This window comes from Tessaracoccus yangjingae, assembly GCF_054483935.1.
This window is the reverse complement of record NZ_CM137014.1, coordinates 1,966,021-1,981,456: the sequence shown is the minus strand read 5'-3', so window position 1 is coordinate 1,981,456 and position 15,436 is coordinate 1,966,021. Positions and strand designations below refer to the sequence as shown.

Sequence of the window (15,436 nt, the reverse complement as noted above, 5' to 3'; positions counted from 1 at the left end):
TGAGTGTTGTTGCCACGCGCTCACTCTAGCCAACAGGAGGGGCGTTCGGGCAGTGGGGTGACCTTATAGAAGGGGCGATTCGCTAGGCCATTTACGCGCCGAATGGCTCACGAAATGTCACGCTAGAAGGTCGGGGCGACGCTCCGCGGTGCGCCGGAGCGCCTGTTCCCGGCGCCAGGTCTCGATGAGGGCGTGGTGGCCGCTGAGCAACACCTCCGGCACAGCCCTGCCCCGCCAGACCGGGGGCTTGGTGTAGTTGGGGTACTCCAACAGCTGCTCGTGCCCCTCCGAGTGGGACTCCTCCACCAGCGAGTCCGGGTTCCCGAGGACCCCGGGCAGCAGGCGCACGACCGCCTCGACGATGGCCAGCGTCGCCACCTCGCCGCCGTTGAGGACGTAGTCCCCCAGTGACACCTCGATCAGCTCGTACCGCTCGGCGCAGTGGTCGATCACCCGTTGGTCGATGCCCTCGTAGCGGCCGCACGCGAAGACGAGCCGCTCCCGACCCGCCAGGTCGTAGGCCATCGCCTGCGTGAACGGCGTTCCGGCCGGGCTGGGCACCACGACGGTCATGGGCAACGGCGACGCGGACTCGAGCGCGTCCAGGGCCTCGCCCCACGGCTCGGGCTTCATCACCATGCCCGCGCCTCCCCCGTAGGGCGTGTCGTCGGTGGTGCGGTGCCTGTCGTGGGTCCAGTCGCGGAGGTCGTGGACGGCAAGGTCCACGATCCCGGTCGAGATTGCCTTGCCCACGAGGCTCAGCCCCAGCGGGCTGAAGTAGTCGGGGAAGATCGTGACGACGTCGAGCCTCATTCGATGTCCTCCAGGAGGCCCTCGACGTCCGCGAGCCGCACGTGTCCGGCCTCGAGGTCGACCTCGGGCACCAGCGCGGCCACGAACGGTACGAGCCGCTCGCCGCCGTCCACGGCGACCTCCAGGACATCCTGGGCCGGGAGGTGGAGCACCTCGCGCACGGTGCCCACCCGGCTGCCGGCGTGATCCAGGACGGCCAGGCCCACCAACTGCCGGTCGAAGTACTCCTCCGACTCACTGGGGCGCTCGTCGGCGGGCACCTTGGCGCCCAGCGCCTGCCCCACCAGCTTCTCGACGGTGGTGCGGTCGGGATATCCGGCGAACGTCAACATGAGCCTGCCGCGGTTCCAGCGCACCGTCGCGATCTCCACGCTCCTGCCCGACTCCCCCAGGGTGAGCTTCGTGCCGACGGCGAACCGCCGGCCCGGCTCGTCGGTGCGCACGTCGATGAACACGTCGCCGCGCACGCCGTGCGGGCGGCCGACGATGCCGACGGTCACGTCCACCATGTCACCCACGGGTCACTCCTTACGATCAGGTCCACGCTCAGCGGGGACGACGATGCCCCGGACCCGTTCGGGTGTCCGGGGCATCGCACGGCTTGGGTCAGGGGCGACGGGGACGGTCCACGTCCACGAAGTCCACCCGGACGCTCTCCTTGCCGGCCAGAGCCGCGACCACGGTGCGCAGGGACTGCGCGGTGCGACCCTGACGGCCGATCACCTTGCCGACGTCGTCGGGGTGCACCCGCACCTCGAGGAGACGTCCGCGGCGCAGGTCCTTGTCCTTGACGCTCACGTCGTCCGGGTTCGACACGATCCCGGCGACGAGGTGCTCAAGAGCCTCGGCGAGCACTCTCAGGCCTCTTCGGCCGGAGCCTCGGCCGCATCGGCCGCGGGGGCCTCAGCCTGGGGGGCGTCCTCAGCGGGCGCGGAGGCCTTGGCTGCGGCGTCGTCGGCCTTCTTCTTCGCCTTCGAGATGGCGGGCGCGGTGGCGCCGCTGTCCTCGGCGAGCGCCTTGGCGAACTCGGCCTCGCGGTCGCGACGCTCAGGCTGCGGGTCGACGCCGGAGGGCGTCTTGTCCCCGGTGAACTGCTGCCAGTCCCCGGTGCGCTTGAAGAGGGCCACGACGGCCTCGGTGGGCTGAGCACCGACGGACAGCCAGTACTGGGCGCGCTCGGAATCGACACGGATGACCGACGGATCGTTCTTCGGGTGGTAGAGGCCGATCTCCTCGATGGCCTTGCCCTCGCGCTTGGCGCGCGAGTCGATGACGATGATGCGGTAGTGGGGCGAGCGAATCTTGCCGAGTCGCTTCAGGCGGATCTTGGTTGCCACGGGTGTGGTTCTCCTGTTGATGAAAATGTCTGCCAGCAGACGATGCGGATGGACGCTCACGACGTGTGGGGCACGCCGCGTGCAAACCTGTGGGCCTCGACGCTCGGATGAGAGGGCCCGGGCAAAGAGGTGCATCCGACATTCTGCCAGATCGGCGGGCGCGGGCCAATCCGGCGCGGACCGGGGCGACGTAGCATCTGGCACGTGGACATCTCAGAGGCCCGGTTCGAGGCGATCGTCGAAGAGGCGCTGGACGCGCTGCCCGAGCAGCTGGTCTCGAACCTCGACAATCTGATCTTCGTCATCGAGGACGAGCCCGAGGACGGCTCGGACTCCCTCGGATGGTACGAGGGCACGGCGCTCACCGAGCGTGACCAGTACGGCTACGGGCAGCTGCCCGACAGGATCGTCCTGTTCAGCGGCCCGCTCACGCGGATGTGCGGCACCGAGGACGAGCTGTACGAGGAGATCTGGATCACCCTCGTGCACGAGCTGGGCCACTACCACGGCATCGACGAGGAGGCCCTCCACTCCCTCGGCTGGGGCTGAGGCACCAGGGTCAGCAGAGGCCCTCGACGCTGCCGGAGAGCGCCAACGGCTGCGTCGCGCGGCAGAAGGCGGGGCTCAGCACAGGGACCACCCCGTCGCCGGTCTCCACGGCGGGTGCCACCCCGAACGGCCGCTCCACCCCCAGGAACACCTCCCATGTGCTGGGTTGCCGGATGGCCTCGACCCTGGTGTCGTCCGGGTCCAGCCCCGCCGCCTCCGCGGCGTGCCGGAAGAACTCGTCGCGTCCGAGGACGCCGTCGATGAGGCCATACTCCTGCGCCCGAACCGAGTCGTACAGATGCGCCCCGATCTGGTCACGGATCGCGGTCTCGCTGATGTCGCGGTGTTGCGCGACGTGGGCCACGAAGGTGTCGTACTCGGCCGCCAGGCCCGCGGTGTAGACGGCCCGTTCCTCGTCGGTCATGGGCCTGAAGGGGTTCCCGAAGTCCTTGCCCTCACCCTGCGTGAGGTACTCGCTCGTGATGCCTCCGGTGGTGGTCACGCCCGACTCGAACAGGGTGCCGCTGGTGGCGACCACATCCGTGTACTGCGTGAACGGGCCGAAGATGACGCCGATCGAGCCCACCAGCGCCCCGTGGTCGACGATGATCTCGTCCGCCGGTGCCGTGGCGTAGACCCCGCCTGAGGCGGAGATGGAGCTCACGTGCACCAGCACCTTCTGCCCGGTGCGCTCCTGGTAGCGGAGCACCGCATCGCTGATGGCGCGGGAGCCTGCGATGCTGCCACCCGGGGTGTTGACCAGCAGCACCACCCCGGCCGCGTCGTCGCTGGTCAGGTCGTCGAGTTGGGCCGCGATCTCGTAGCCGTACGTTCCCGTGCTGAGCAGCGCCCCGTCGGACGCGTCGGCCATGATGGGCCCCGCCACCGTGATGGCGCGAAGGCTCTGGCTGCCACCGCCCCAGATGGTGGCGAGCTGGGTGGTCGCGACCCCGCCTGCGGTCGAGACGAGCGTCAGCGAACCGATGAGCGTGACGACCCCGAGGACGATCGCCATGAGGAGCGACGCCGCCCCGAGGCCGAGCCCGATCCCCGCTCCGATGCCGAAGCCGCGCCCGAAGCCGCCCGGCTGCTTCGCCGCAGACTGGGCCACCGGCCTGGGCAACGGGGCAGATGGCAGAGGAGCCGACGCGGCGGAGGGCTGCTGCAGGTCCGCTGAGCGGTGCTCGGGGCTGGGCGGCGGGAAGGACTGGCCGGGGTCGGACACGTGTGTCTCCTATCGTCAGCCGCCAGAGTACCCAGTCAGCCGACCACCCGTCCCCGGAGGACCAGGGCTCGGGGCCGCCGGAGCGTTGTGAGATCCTCGCGGGGATCGGCGTCGAGCACGATGAGGTCCGCGCTCGACCCGGACGCCAGCACGTCCGCCCCCAGCCACGCCCGCGCCCCCCAGCTGGCCGCCCCCAGCGCGAACTCGGTGCCGCCCAGCTCCGCCAACGCGTCGATCTCGTCGCGGATCCGGCCGTGCTCGATGACCGTGCCCGCGTCGGTTCCGGCGTAGACCGGCACGCCGGCCTCGATCGCGGCGCCGATCGTCTGCTTGCGCCGCGCGTAGAGGTCCATCATGTGGCTGTAGTAGGAGGGGAACTTGTCCCGCGCGGGGGTGGCGTAGCGCGGGAAGTTGTCCAGGTTGATCATGGTGGGCACCAGCGCGGCGCCCCGCTCCGCCATCAGGGTGATCCCGGCGTCGGAGAGGCCGGTGCCGTGCTCGATGCAGTCGATGCCCGCGGCCACCAGCTCGTGGACGGACTGCTCCCCGAAGCAGTGGGCCGTCACGCGCGCCCCCTCCTCGTGCGCGGCGGCGATGGCCGCGGCCGCCACGTCCGCGGGCCACAGCGGAGCCAGGTCTCCCACCGACCGGTCGATCCAGTCCCCCACGAGCTTGACCCAGCCGTCGCCGTCGCGGGCCTCGTGCCGGACCTGCTCGACAAGCTGCTCGGGCTCAACCTCGACCCCGAGATAGCGGATGTAGCGCAGCGGGCGGGCGACGTGCCGCCCCGACCGGATGAGCCGGGGCAGCTCAGGCGTCTGCTGCACCCAGCGCGTGTCCGAGGGTGAGCCCGCGTCGCGGATGAGCATCGTTCCGGCCGACAGATCGGTCTCGGCCTGGCCCCTGGCGGTCTCGGCGCTGACGGCGCCCTGCGGGCCGAGCCCGATATGGCAGTGGGCATCCACCAGTCCGGGGATCACCCAGCATCCTGTGGCGAGCGTCTCGGCCCCGGCCACGGGCTCGTCGGTCAGTACGCCGTCGGAGATCCACACGTCCCGCGGCTCCGCGTCGGGCAGGAAGACCCCCGTGAGGTGAAGCGCTGACATGGTGGCTCCTAGAACCTGGGCTTGTTCTCGTTGAACATCTTCTGCAGATCGGGCGGCAGCTGGAAGTCGTCGATGGTCTGCGGCACCTGCGGCAGCCCCGGCTGCGCCGCCGGTTGCTGGCGCACCCCCTTCGGGCCCTTGCGCTGCTGCTTCTTCTGCTGCTGCTTCCGCTGCTGGGCCCGCCGGCCGCCGCCGATGCCCGGCGCGCCCGGCATGCCGCCCATCCCCGGCATCCCCCCGCCCGCCATGGCCTCCATCATCTTGCGGGCCTCGACGAAGCGGTTGACGAGCTTGTTGACCTCGGAGACCTGGACGCCCGCGCCCCTGGCGATGCGGGCGCGCCGGGAGCCGTTGAGGATCGAGACGTCGTCGCGCTCCTTCGGGGTCATCGAGTAGATGATCGCCTCGATCCGGTCGATCTCCTTCTCGTCGATCTCGTTGATCGCCTGCTTGAACTGGCCGGCGCCGGGGAGCATGCCGAGGATCTTCGACATCGGCCCCATCTTGCGCAGCTGCTGCATCTGGGAGAGGAAGTCCTGCAGTCCGAACTTGCCCTTGCCCATCAGCTTCTCGGCCGCGGCGCGGGACTCCTCCGCGTCGAACGTCTTCTCGGCCTGCTCGATGAGGGTGAGGACGTCCCCCATGCCCAGGATCCGCGACGCCATCCGGTCCGGGTGGAACATGTCGAAGTCCGTCAGGCCCTCGCCGCTCGAGGCGAACATGATGGGCTTGCCCAGGACCCGCGCCACAGAGAGCGCCGCGCCACCGCGGGCGTCGCCGTCGAGCTTGGTGAGGACCACGCCGTCCACGCCGACGCCCTCGTCGAAGGCCTTGGCGGTGTTGACGGCGTCCTGCCCGATCATCGCGTCGAGGACGAAGAGTGTCTCGTCGGGGTTGACGGCCGCCTTGATGTCCGCGGCCTGCTGCATGAGCTCCCGGTCGATGCCCAGGCGGCCCGCCGTGTCGACGATCACCACGTCGTACAGCTTCGCCTCGGCGTGGGCGATGGCCCGCCGTGCCACCTCCACCGGATCACCGACGCCGTTGCCCGGCTCGGGAGCGAAGACGTGCACGCCGGCGCGCTCGCCGACGATCTGGAGCTGATTGACCGCGTTCGGGCGCTGAAGGTCGGCGGCGACGAGGAGGGGCGTGTGCTGCGTGGACTTCAGCCAGCGCGCCAGCTTCCCCGCGAGGGTGGTCTTGCCGGCGCCCTGGAGGCCGGCCAGCATGATGACGGTGGGAGGACGCTTGGCGAACCTGACCGCCCGCGCCTCGCCCCCGAGGATGCCGATGAGCTCCTCGTTGACCACCTTGATGATCTGCTGGGACGGATTGAGCGCCTTCGACACCTCGGCGTCCAGCACCCGGGCCTTGACCGCGGCCACGAACTCCTTGACCACGCCCAGGTTGACGTCAGCCTCGAGCAGCGCGATGCGGATCTCCCGCATCGTGGCGTCGATGTCGGCCTCGGTGAGGCGCCCCTTGGAGCGCAGCCCCTTGAATACCGACGACAGCCGGTCCTGCAGCGTGTCGAACACTGATCTGAGCCCTTCGGAGATGATGCAACCGCACCAGGATAGGCGAGCGGGCCCCGCCCGCGACAACGGCGCACCCGACCGTTAGGCTCCTTCGGGACTACACCCGTCGGCGAAAGGACCCCCGCGCATGAGGATCGGCATCCCCAACGAGGCCCCCGGAACCCGCGTGGCCGCGACCCCCGTCACAGTCGCCGCCCTGCTCAAGCTGGGCTACGACGTGGCCGTGGAGAAGGGTGCCGGCGTGCTGGCGGCCCTGCCCGACGCCGCCTTCGAGGAGGCGGGTGCCACCGTCGTGGACGCGGCGGAGGTGTGGGCGGCCGACATCGTGGCGGTGGTCGGGGAACCGACGCCGGACCAGGTGTCGCGGCTCGGCGCCGAGCAGATCCTCATCGGATTCCTCCACCCGCGCACCGGCACAGACCTGGTGGAGGCGCTCGCCGCCCGCGGCGTGACGGCCCTGTCGATGGACATGGTGCCGCGGATCTCCCGGGCGCAGTCCCTCGACGCGCTCAGCTCGATGGCCAACATCTCCGGCTACCGCGCGGTGATCGAGGCGGGGCACGCGTTCGGTCGGTTCTTCGCCGGCCAGGTGACCGCCGCCGGCAAGGTCCCCCCCGCGAAGGTCTTCGTGATCGGCACCGGCGTCGCGGGGCTCGCGGCCATCGGCACCGCCGGCAGCCTCGGAGCCGAGGTGTACGCAACGGACGTGCGGCCGGAGACCGCCGAACAGGTCGAGTCGATGGGCGCCACGTTCCTCGCCGTCGCCCAGGACGATCAGGGTGTGTCGTCCGACGGGTACGCCAAGGCCACCACCGCCCACTACGCGCAACGCGCCGCCGAGCTGTACGCCCAGCAGGCCCGCACCGTCGACATCATCATCACGACCGCGGCCATCCCCGGCCGGCCGTCGCCCAAGCTCATCACCGCTGAGATGGTGGCCTCGATGCGTGCCGGCAGCGTGATCGTCGACCTCGCCGCCAGCGGCGGGGGCAACTGCGAGCTCACCCGCCCCGGTGAGTCCTACGTGACCGACGGCGGCGTGCACATCGTGGGGTACACCGACCTCGCCAGCCGCCTCCCGGGCCAGGCGTCGCAGCTCTACGGCACCAACGTGGTGAACCTGATGAAGCTGCTCACCCCCGGCAAGGACGGCGTGGCGCAGCTCGACTTCGACGACCAGGTGCACCGCCAGATGACAGTCACGCGGGACGGTGAGGTCACCTTCCCGCCGCCTCCCATCGAGGTGTCGGTGGCGTCGGCGCCGGTCGGGAGCGTCGCCCTGGCGCCTCCCACTCCTGCTCCACCGCCGTCCCAGTGGGCCCGGTTCAAGCTCGTGCTCATGCTGGTCGCGGCGTGGCTCCTGCTCTCGCTCCTCCTGCCCGGGGGGTTCCTGTCCAGCATCCTGGTGTTCGGGCTGGCCTGCGTGGTGGGCTACTACGTCATCTGGGGCGTCCAGCCCGCGCTGTACACGCCGCTGATGAGCGTGTCGAACGCCGTCTCCGGCATCACGATCGTCGGTGCCATCACCCAGCTGACCTCGGACCTGCTGCACGTCCAGATTCTCGCCCTCGTCGCCATCGTGCTAGCGGGGATCAACTGCGTTGGCGGTTTCGCCATCACCCACCGCATGCTTGCCATGTTCCAGAGGAGCTGAACCAATGCTGGCCAACATCGTCTACGGCGGATACATCGTCGCGGCACTCCTGTTCATCCTCGGCATCGTGGGGCTGGGCAGGCAGGAGACGGCCCGCAGCGGCAACGCGTACGGCATTGTGGGCATGACGCTGGCCGTGGTGGCCACCGTCGTCCACACCTTCAGCCAGCAGTGGGACACCACCGGATTCATCTTCCTCCTGGTGGGGCTCGCAGCCGCTTTTGCTGTCGGCCTCCCCTATTCGGCACGCGTGGCGATGACGGGCCTGCCCGGTCTTGTCGCGCTGTTCAACGCCTTCGGCGGCCAGGCATCGGCCCTGGTCGGCATCAACTCCGCTCTCGGGACTGACACCTATCCCGTCCTCGCGGACCAGATCGTCCACGGCGTGGAGGTGTGGCTGGCCGTGTTCGTGGGCGCGCTCACCTTCTCCGGGTCCGTGGTGGCCTGGGGCAAGCTCGGCGGCAGAATCACCTCCAAGCCCGTCATGGTGCCCGCCAGGACCCTGGTCATGGCGCTCCTGGGCGCAGGACTGCTCGGCTCGCTCGCCTGGCATCTGGCAACGCCGAACCTGTGGGCCCTGATCCTCACCCACCTGCTCGGCTACGTGGTGGGGATCGTGATGGTCATGGCCATCGGCGGAGCCGACATGCCGGTTGTGGTCAGCTTCCTGAACTCCTTCTCCGGCTGGGCTGGAGCGCTGTCCGGCTTCGCGATCGGCTCCGACCTCCTGGTGGTGGCAGGCACGATCGTCGGAATGTCGGGCATCATCCTGTCCGTGGTCATGGCCCGCGGCATGAACCGCTCGATCACCAACGTGCTGCTCGGAGGATTCGGCACCGCCGACTCGACGGGGACGTCGGTTCCCGTCCTCGACGCGGACGGGAACCCCAGGACTGCCATCAGCGCAGACTCCGACGAGGTGGCCGGGTGGCTGCGGGACGCGGACTCGGTCATCATCGCCCCGGGGTACGGCATGGCTGTGGCCCAGGCGCAGCACCCCGTGGCCGAGCTGACCCGCCGCCTCATCGCGCAGGGCAAGACCGTCCGGTTCGCCATCCACCCGGTCGCCGGCCGGCTCCCCGGGCACATGAACGTGCTCCTGGCGGAGGCCAGGGTCCCCTACGACATCGTCCTCGAGATGGACGAGATCAACGACGACTTCCCCCGGACCGACGTGGTGCTGGTCATCGGCGCCAACGACACGGTCAATCCCGCGGCGATGGAGCCGGGCTCGCCCATCTCCGGCATGCCGGTCCTGCACGTGTGGGAGGCGCGTCAGGTGGTGGTCTTCAAGAGGTCCATGGCCGCCGGCTACTCGGGCGTCGAGAACCCGCTGTTCTTCAGGGAGAACACCGCGATGCTGTTCGGGGACGCCAAGGCCACCGCGGACGCGCTGGTGGCGGCCGTGGGTACACCTGTCCCCGCCGCCTAGACCCCGTGCGGAAGTGCGACGTCGACCACCCAGGTGTCCTCGGCGTCGGAGACCTGGAACCGCCCCCCGAGGAGGTCCACCCGCTCGCGGATCCCGGCGAGCCCGTATCCCAACGACAGCGCTGAGCTCCGACGGCGGGCCGGGAGCGCATTGGCGATCTGGAGGGACACCTCGTCGGGGTGAACGGTGAGCGTCAGCCGGCACATCGCGTCGCGCCTGCCGTACCTGAGGATGTTGGTCACGCCCTCCTGCATCACCCGGGTGAGCGTGCGCAGGGTCGGGGCGGGAAGCGAATCCGACAGCGGATCCACGGAGACCGAGACCCTGAAGCCGTTGTCGCGGAGCGTCTCGGCCAGGACGCCCACGACCGTGGTGGGGCGCACCAGCGCCATGCCTGACGCCTCTGCCCCCGCGCCGGCCATGATGCGGCTCAGCAGCTCCATCTCGTCCTCGGCCCCGCTCATCGAGCGCTCCATCCTGGACAGGGCCGTCCGCAGCTCATCGGGATCGTCGCTCTCCCCGTACGCCATCGACTGCAACGTGGCCACCGACAGATGGTGGGCCACGACGTCGTGGAGTTCACGCGCCAGAAGGTTGCGTTCCTCGGCGCGGATGCCTTCCGTGGTGCGGCGCAACCCCGCCATCGTCTCCAGCTGGCGGCGCCGCGTCATCAGGAAGTGGCGCGCCGCGACGAAGACGGGGAGCGCCACCAGGATGACCGCGGCCACAATCGCCTTTTCGCGCACGGCTCCGATGCCGGCGAGGGAGGTGACGATGAGAGCGAGGGAGGCGACGAGACCCAGCACGACGGCCACCCAGCGCTGCGTCAGCATGGCGGCCTGCCAGCACGCGACCAGCAGAATGGCAGCCAGGGCCGCGTCGTCCGAGTACGGGGTGAGGAGCATCCCGACCGCTGCCACTCCGGCAGGAATGACGCCGACGGCCGGCCACCACAGCAGCAGCCCGGCGGCGATGAAACCCCCCACCTCCCAGACCGCATCCCAGGGGATCCGGCCGGCGCTGAACGCCTCGGCGAGTCCGGCCCCCGCGGCCAGTCCGCCGAGGGTCAGCATCATCGTCAGCGCGCCGCGGGCAGTGCCCGCGGTGAGCCAGCGTCGCCACCCGGCCTCGGGCGACCCCTCAGCCTCCCCGCCTGGTGGGTCGATCCCGGGCGGGAGCGAGAGCTGAACGACCCAGCCAGCTGCGTCACGCTCCCGCCGGAGGCTGCCCCCAAGGGCCTCTGCCCGCTGCCGGAGCCTGTCCATGCGATGCTCGTGGCCCTGCGGGCCAGGCCCGAGGTCCGGGTAGTGGGCATCCATCGAGATCCAGCCACGACGTCGATCCACGGTGAACAGCACCTCGGCACCGGCCGCCTGCGACGCGAGGACCGCGTCCGCGATCTCCTCGAGGACCCTGGTGAGGGTGGTCTGGGTGACGCGGCTCGCTCGGTCGAGCTCGACGAGGACCGTGGCCCGCACCTTCACGCCGTGTTCCTCCAGGCGGTCGCGCACCCGGACGAGCGAGGTCGTGGCGGCCGGGCCGGCGACAGACTCGTCCTGTCCGGCCGCCATGGGGTCCTCGCGGAGGATGCCGACCAGTGCCCTCACCTCGCCGAGGGCGCCCAGGCACGTCTCGTTGACCCGCGCGATCGCGAGTCTCATCGCCGCCGGATCCGTGAGCCTGTGGGCCGCCGCCAACACCGCGCTGCTGTCGGCCAGCCTGACCGAGACCAGGGAGCGGAGTTCGGTGGCGAGAAGCGCCCGCTCCTCCCCACGGATCCTGCGGGCGTCCTCCTCCATGACGCGGACGCCACCCTGCCCGCGGCGCCGGGCGACCAGCATGACCCTCAGCAGCAACCCGCCTGCCACGCTGAGGACCAGGAGAATGAGGTAGGCACCCGCCACCTCCCACCGCCCCGACTGCAGGCTCCTGGCCACTGCATAGGCCAGGAAGAGGCCGACGGTGCCGACGAGCTCTCGTGGACGCGCCACCGCCGCGAAGGCCGCCGGGACCAGGAGGTGAACGAGGATATCGGCGTCCATGGTGCCGAACCACAACGTCAGCCCCATCGGCACCAGTGCGGCGATCAGCCCGGCCCGTGGGCGCCACAACACGAGGATGCCGGCGATGCCCTCCGCGATCTGCGCGACCGGAGATGCAGCTGTGTGCCAGCCCTCCCTCTGCCACGTCAGAAGGGTGGTGAAGGCCCAGTACAGCACCATCGCGGCAATGACGTACCGGGCGAGGTTGAGGACATCACCGGGCGCGTCGGTGGAGCGGCTCACGCGAGCGACCGCGCCGTCACCGGAGGCGGGTCCCGGACGGGCCCGTCAGCCCGATCGCTGCGGAGCGCGGCGATCGGGCGCGCGGGATCAGTGGCGGCAGATGGGGAAGGAGGGGAAGATCACGCAGAAGAACTGCGGGCTGACAGTGCTGCTCGACCCCCCGATCGGCGCGGGTGCCGGGTCGGTCTTGGGAGCTGCCATCGCGGTGGGCGCGATCGCGACTGCGAGGAGCAGGCCTGCGGCGAGGGTGCGGAGTTTCGTGTTCATGAGAATTTCCTTTGTATGGGAGAACTACATGATCTCTCATAGTCAATCGCCCTCTCGCCAATTCTGATACTGACTATTGGCCACACTTTATTGTCGCCTGCCCGGCCATGACGGAAACGCACCACCCCGATAGGGTAGTCACATGAACATAGCGCGGCGCATTCTCGTCGTTGATGACGACCCCGTGGTCCGCGAGGCCTATCGGACTTTCTTCTCCCGGCACGAGGACTTCCAGGTGGTCGGCGAGGCGCGCGACGGCCGGGAGGCGGTCGATGCCTACCGTCGCCTTCGACCCTCCATCGTCCTGATGGACCTCCAGATGCCCGAGAAGTCAGGCGTCGACGCCACCCGCGACATCTGCCGCGAATGGCCGAGCGCCTGCATCGTGGCGCTGACCACGTTCGGAACGCGCGAGTACATCGTCGCCGCTCTGCGCGCCGGGGCATCCGGCTATCTGCTCAAGGATGCCGGCGGGCCGGCTCTCCTTGCCGCGATCGACCAGGCGATCGACGGCGACATGCCGTTGTCTGCGGCCGTGCGCAAGGAGCTCGTGTCCAACGTGGTCGACACGCCGGACCCGTCCAGGGCGACGATGCCGGATCCCGGCCTCGCTCCGCGCGAGAAGGAACTGCTCAAATGGTTGGCCCAGGGTCTGACGAATCAGCAGATCGGCGGTCGGATGTTCGTCTCGGAGGGGACGATCAAGCAGTACCTGTCCCACATCGGCGACAAGATGGGCTTGAAGTCGCGCACCCAGATCCTGGTCAGGGCGATCCAGCTGGGAGTGGTGGACCTCACCGAGACCGATCCCACAAGCGGCCTCTGACGACTGCCGGACCTGAGCGGAAGGCAGTCAGCCCAGGCCGCCCCGGGCGAGGGTGCCGACGGTGGGGACTCCCATTCCGGTGACCTCCAGCAGCGCGCGCTCGGAGGCCACCTCCTCCTCTGCGAGTTCGAGCATGCCGAAGTTCACGGCCGCTTCGGCGACACCGTCGACGCTGAGCCCCCTGACGAGCAGCGCAACCCCGTTCTCGCTGATGCGGGGGGTGACCGTGGCACCCATCCCGGTCAGGAGGTCGTAGAGCTCCGTCTGCCGCTCGGCGCGCACCCGGACCGCGCGCCTCCCGCTCCTCACGAGGAACTCGTCGACCGTGCAGTCGGCGACAAGCTTTCCGTTGCCGATGACCACCAGGTGGTCCGCGACGTGGGCCATCTCGGTCAGTGAATGTCCGGCCACCAGGACAGTCTTGCCGCGGGCCGCGAGGCCCCTGAGCAGCTGACGCATCCAGCGGGCGTCCTCGGCGTCGAGCCCGTTGAACGGCTGGTCGAGGATGTAGTGGTCGGGGTCCGACTGGACAACGGTCACGACAGCCGTGCGCCTCCTGTGCCCGGCCGGGGTCAGCCACCGACGGTGATGAGACCTTCCGATGCCGTTGAGCCGATGACCGTCCATCATGGCGCCAACAGTGTCGGCGGGACGCTCGAGGTCGGAGAACTGTCGGCCGTTGATCAGGGCGCTGCCGGAGGAGGGCCGTTCGAGCCCGAGGATCAGACGCAAGGTGGTGGTGACCCCCGAACCAGAGGGGCCGAGCAACCCCGTGACGACGCCCGGCAGCACCCGGAAACTGAGGTCGTCGACCACGGTCCGGCGGCCGAAGCTCTTCGTCAGATGGCTCACCTCGATCATGATCCGATCATGGCGGCGCGCCTGGTGGGGGCGCCATGCACGAACGTTAGCGGTGGGCGGCCGGTCGGCCAGCGCCTACTCGCCGAGGATGCCCTGGACGAAACCCTCGGGATCGAACGGCGCCAGGTCGTCGACGCCCTCGCCCAGCCCGACCAACTTGACCGGGACCCCGAGCTCGCGCTGGACCTGGACCACGATGCCGCCCTTGGCCGAGCCGTCGAGCTTGGTCAGGACGATGCCGGTGACGTCCACCACTTCGGCGAAGATGCGGGCCTGGGTCATGCCGTTCTGGCCCGTGGTGGCGTCGAGCACAAGGAGAACCTCGGTGACCCCCGCCCTCTTCTCGATCACCCGCTTCACCTTGCCGAGCTCGTCCATGAGGCCCGTCTTGGTGTGCAGCCGTCCGGCCGTGTCGACGATCACGACGTCGACACCCTTCTCCGCGCCGGCGGCGACGGCGTCGAAGGCAACCGACGCGGGGTCCGCCCCCTCGTCGCCGCGGATGGTGTCCACACCCACGCGCGCGCCCCACGTGGCGAGCTGCTCCGCGGCGGCGGCCCGGAAGGTGTCGGCTGCGCCGAGCACCACGCTGCGCCGCTCAGCCACGAGCACCCGGGCCAGCTTGCCCACCGTGGTGGTCTTGCCCGTGCCGTTCACTCCGACGACGAGGACCACGGCCGGATCGCCCGGCTTGGCCGGGGTGAGGTTGAGCGAGCGGTCGAGCGAGGGGTCCACGAGCGTGAGGAGCTCGTCGTGAAGCACCGCCCTCGCGCGCGTGGGATCGGCCACGCCGTCGACGGCAAGCCGACGGCGCAGCGCCTCGGTCAGTTCGGTGGCGGGGCCGACCCCCAGATCCGACGTGATGAGGGTGGTCTCGAAGTCGTCCCAGGTGTCCGCGTCGATCCGGTCCACGGACAACAGGTCCGCCAGCGCCCGTGCCAGCGCGTTGTTGCTGCCCGACAGGCGGCGGCGCAGGCGAGCCCACCGGGAGGCGGGTGCCTCGGGATGCTCGAGCGTGGGGGCCGCGGGCTCCACGACCGGCGGCGCCTCGGGCTCCGCAACGACCGGTTCCGCCGGCGCGGGCACGGGCTCGGGAGCGATCTCCGGCTGAGGCTGGGGCGCGACCACCACGTCCGGCCGCGGCTCGGGCTCGGCCAGTTCCGGCCTCTCCTGCTGCTCGAGTTGTCCGCGCCGGTCCAGCACGACGACCAGACCGCCGAGGAGGACCGCCAGACCGACGATCGCGATGATGACCCAGAAGAACCAATCCACGCCGTCATCCTAGTGGTCGGTCAGCCGGCCCGATTATCCAGTCTCTCGAGGAACTTGGGCACGTCGCCTGTGCCGTTGAGGTGGCGGTTGGCCTCGTCGATGGCCCGCCCCCATTTGGCGTCCTTGACGTCGAGGCGTCCGGCGGAGGCCGCGACCACGATGAGCAGGGCGACGGCGAGGAGGAGGACGAGGACGAGGAAGACCGCGATGACCGCGACACTCATGGGCAGGGCTCCTTTCGGAGGGCTGGGGAAGCTGCTCCATACTGCCG

General features: G+C 70.0%; 16 protein-coding genes. 4 read left to right on the top strand and 12 right to left on the bottom strand.

Annotated features, from left to right (window positions below; genetic code table 11):
• Positions 1–117: 117 nt before the first annotated feature.
• The 4 genes from trmD to rpsP form a co-directional block, all read right to left on the bottom strand.
• On the bottom strand, positions 118–813 hold the full coding sequence (gene trmD, locus ACX1D3_RS08685; RefSeq protein ID WP_458993553.1) for a tRNA (guanosine(37)-N1)-methyltransferase TrmD: 696 nt from the start codon (positions 811–813) through the stop codon (positions 118–120).
• Positions 810–1,322, bottom strand: coding sequence for a ribosome maturation factor RimM (rimM, locus tag ACX1D3_RS08680; RefSeq protein WP_458996511.1), 513 nt, complete (start codon positions 1,320–1,322; stop codon positions 810–812). The genes trmD and rimM overlap by 4 nt, the downstream gene beginning before the upstream one ends.
• Before the next feature lie 97 nt (positions 1,323–1,419).
• Positions 1,420–1,668: an RNA-binding protein gene (locus ACX1D3_RS08675; protein WP_458993552.1), complete on the bottom strand. Its 249-nt coding sequence runs from the start codon at positions 1,666–1,668 to the stop codon at positions 1,420–1,422.
• Positions 1,669–1,670: 2 nt separating this feature from the next.
• Positions 1,671–2,150, bottom strand: a complete 480-nt coding sequence (gene rpsP / locus ACX1D3_RS08670) for a 30S ribosomal protein S16 (RefSeq protein WP_458993551.1) — start codon at positions 2,148–2,150, stop codon at positions 1,671–1,673.
• A gap of 204 nt (positions 2,151–2,354) precedes the next feature.
• Here rpsP and ACX1D3_RS08665 point away from each other — a divergent pair, with 204 nt between their 5' ends.
• The gene (locus ACX1D3_RS08665) at positions 2,355–2,699 is read left to right on the top strand and encodes a metallopeptidase family protein (RefSeq protein ID WP_458993550.1); all 345 of its coding nucleotides are present in this window, start codon (positions 2,355–2,357) and stop codon (positions 2,697–2,699) included.
• Positions 2,700–2,709: 10 nt separating this feature from the next.
• Here ACX1D3_RS08665 and ACX1D3_RS08660 read toward each other — a convergent pair whose 3' ends face one another.
• From ACX1D3_RS08660 to ffh, 3 genes are read right to left on the bottom strand one after another with little or no spacing between them, the layout of a single operon-like run.
• Entirely contained in the window at positions 2,710–3,924 is a 1,215-nt protein-coding gene (locus ACX1D3_RS08660) for a S49 family peptidase (RefSeq protein ID WP_458993549.1), read from the bottom strand.
• 35 nt (positions 3,925–3,959) lie between these two features.
• A complete protein-coding gene (locus tag ACX1D3_RS08655; protein WP_458993548.1) occupies positions 3,960–5,030 on the bottom strand; it encodes an amidohydrolase family protein in 1,071 nt (356 codons plus the stop codon).
• A gap of 8 nt (positions 5,031–5,038) precedes the next feature.
• Positions 5,039–6,568, bottom strand: coding sequence for a signal recognition particle protein (gene ffh / locus ACX1D3_RS08650; protein WP_458993547.1), 1,530 nt, complete (start codon positions 6,566–6,568; stop codon positions 5,039–5,041).
• A 127-nt stretch (positions 6,569–6,695) separates the two neighbouring features.
• Here ffh and ACX1D3_RS08645 point away from each other — a divergent pair, with 127 nt between their 5' ends.
• Both ACX1D3_RS08645 and ACX1D3_RS08640 read left to right on the top strand, forming a co-directional pair.
• Positions 6,696–8,222 carry a Re/Si-specific NAD(P)(+) transhydrogenase subunit alpha gene (locus ACX1D3_RS08645; protein WP_458993546.1) on the top strand — a complete coding sequence of 509 codons (1,527 nt, stop codon included), beginning with the start codon at positions 6,696–6,698 and terminating at the stop codon, positions 8,220–8,222.
• 4 nt (positions 8,223–8,226) lie between these two features.
• Positions 8,227–9,654: an NAD(P)(+) transhydrogenase (Re/Si-specific) subunit beta gene (locus ACX1D3_RS08640; protein ID WP_458993545.1), complete on the top strand. Its 1,428-nt coding sequence runs from the start codon at positions 8,227–8,229 to the stop codon at positions 9,652–9,654.
• Here the strand turns inward: ACX1D3_RS08640 and ACX1D3_RS08635 are convergent.
• Both ACX1D3_RS08635 and ACX1D3_RS08630 read right to left on the bottom strand, forming a co-directional pair.
• Entirely contained in the window at positions 9,651–11,939 is a 2,289-nt protein-coding gene (locus tag ACX1D3_RS08635; protein ID WP_458993544.1) for a sensor histidine kinase, read from the bottom strand. The two genes, ACX1D3_RS08640 and ACX1D3_RS08635, sit on opposite strands and share 4 nt — an antisense overlap.
• Positions 11,940–12,026: 87 nt before the next feature.
• On the bottom strand, positions 12,027–12,206 hold the full coding sequence (locus tag ACX1D3_RS08630) for a hypothetical protein (protein ID WP_458993543.1): 180 nt from the start codon (positions 12,204–12,206) through the stop codon (positions 12,027–12,029).
• Positions 12,207–12,348: 142 nt separating this feature from the next.
• Here ACX1D3_RS08630 and ACX1D3_RS08625 point away from each other — a divergent pair, with 142 nt between their 5' ends.
• Positions 12,349–13,032: a response regulator gene (locus ACX1D3_RS08625; RefSeq protein WP_458993542.1), complete on the top strand. Its 684-nt coding sequence runs from the start codon at positions 12,349–12,351 to the stop codon at positions 13,030–13,032.
• A 27-nt stretch (positions 13,033–13,059) separates the two neighbouring features.
• Here the strand turns inward: ACX1D3_RS08625 and ACX1D3_RS08620 are convergent, their stop codons facing one another.
• The 3 genes from ACX1D3_RS08620 to ACX1D3_RS08610 form a co-directional block, all read right to left on the bottom strand.
• Positions 13,060–13,893 (bottom strand): ATP-binding cassette domain-containing protein, encoded by an 834-nt coding sequence (locus ACX1D3_RS08620; RefSeq protein ID WP_458993541.1) that lies wholly within the window; start codon positions 13,891–13,893, stop codon positions 13,060–13,062.
• Between the two features lie 75 nt (positions 13,894–13,968).
• The gene (gene ftsY / locus ACX1D3_RS08615) at positions 13,969–15,165 is read right to left on the bottom strand and encodes a signal recognition particle-docking protein FtsY (protein ID WP_458993540.1); all 1,197 of its coding nucleotides are present in this window, start codon (positions 15,163–15,165) and stop codon (positions 13,969–13,971) included.
• A gap of 20 nt (positions 15,166–15,185) precedes the next feature.
• Positions 15,186–15,389 (bottom strand): hypothetical protein, encoded by a 204-nt coding sequence (locus ACX1D3_RS08610; protein WP_458993539.1) that lies wholly within the window; start codon positions 15,387–15,389, stop codon positions 15,186–15,188.
• Positions 15,390–15,436 lie beyond the last annotated feature (47 nt).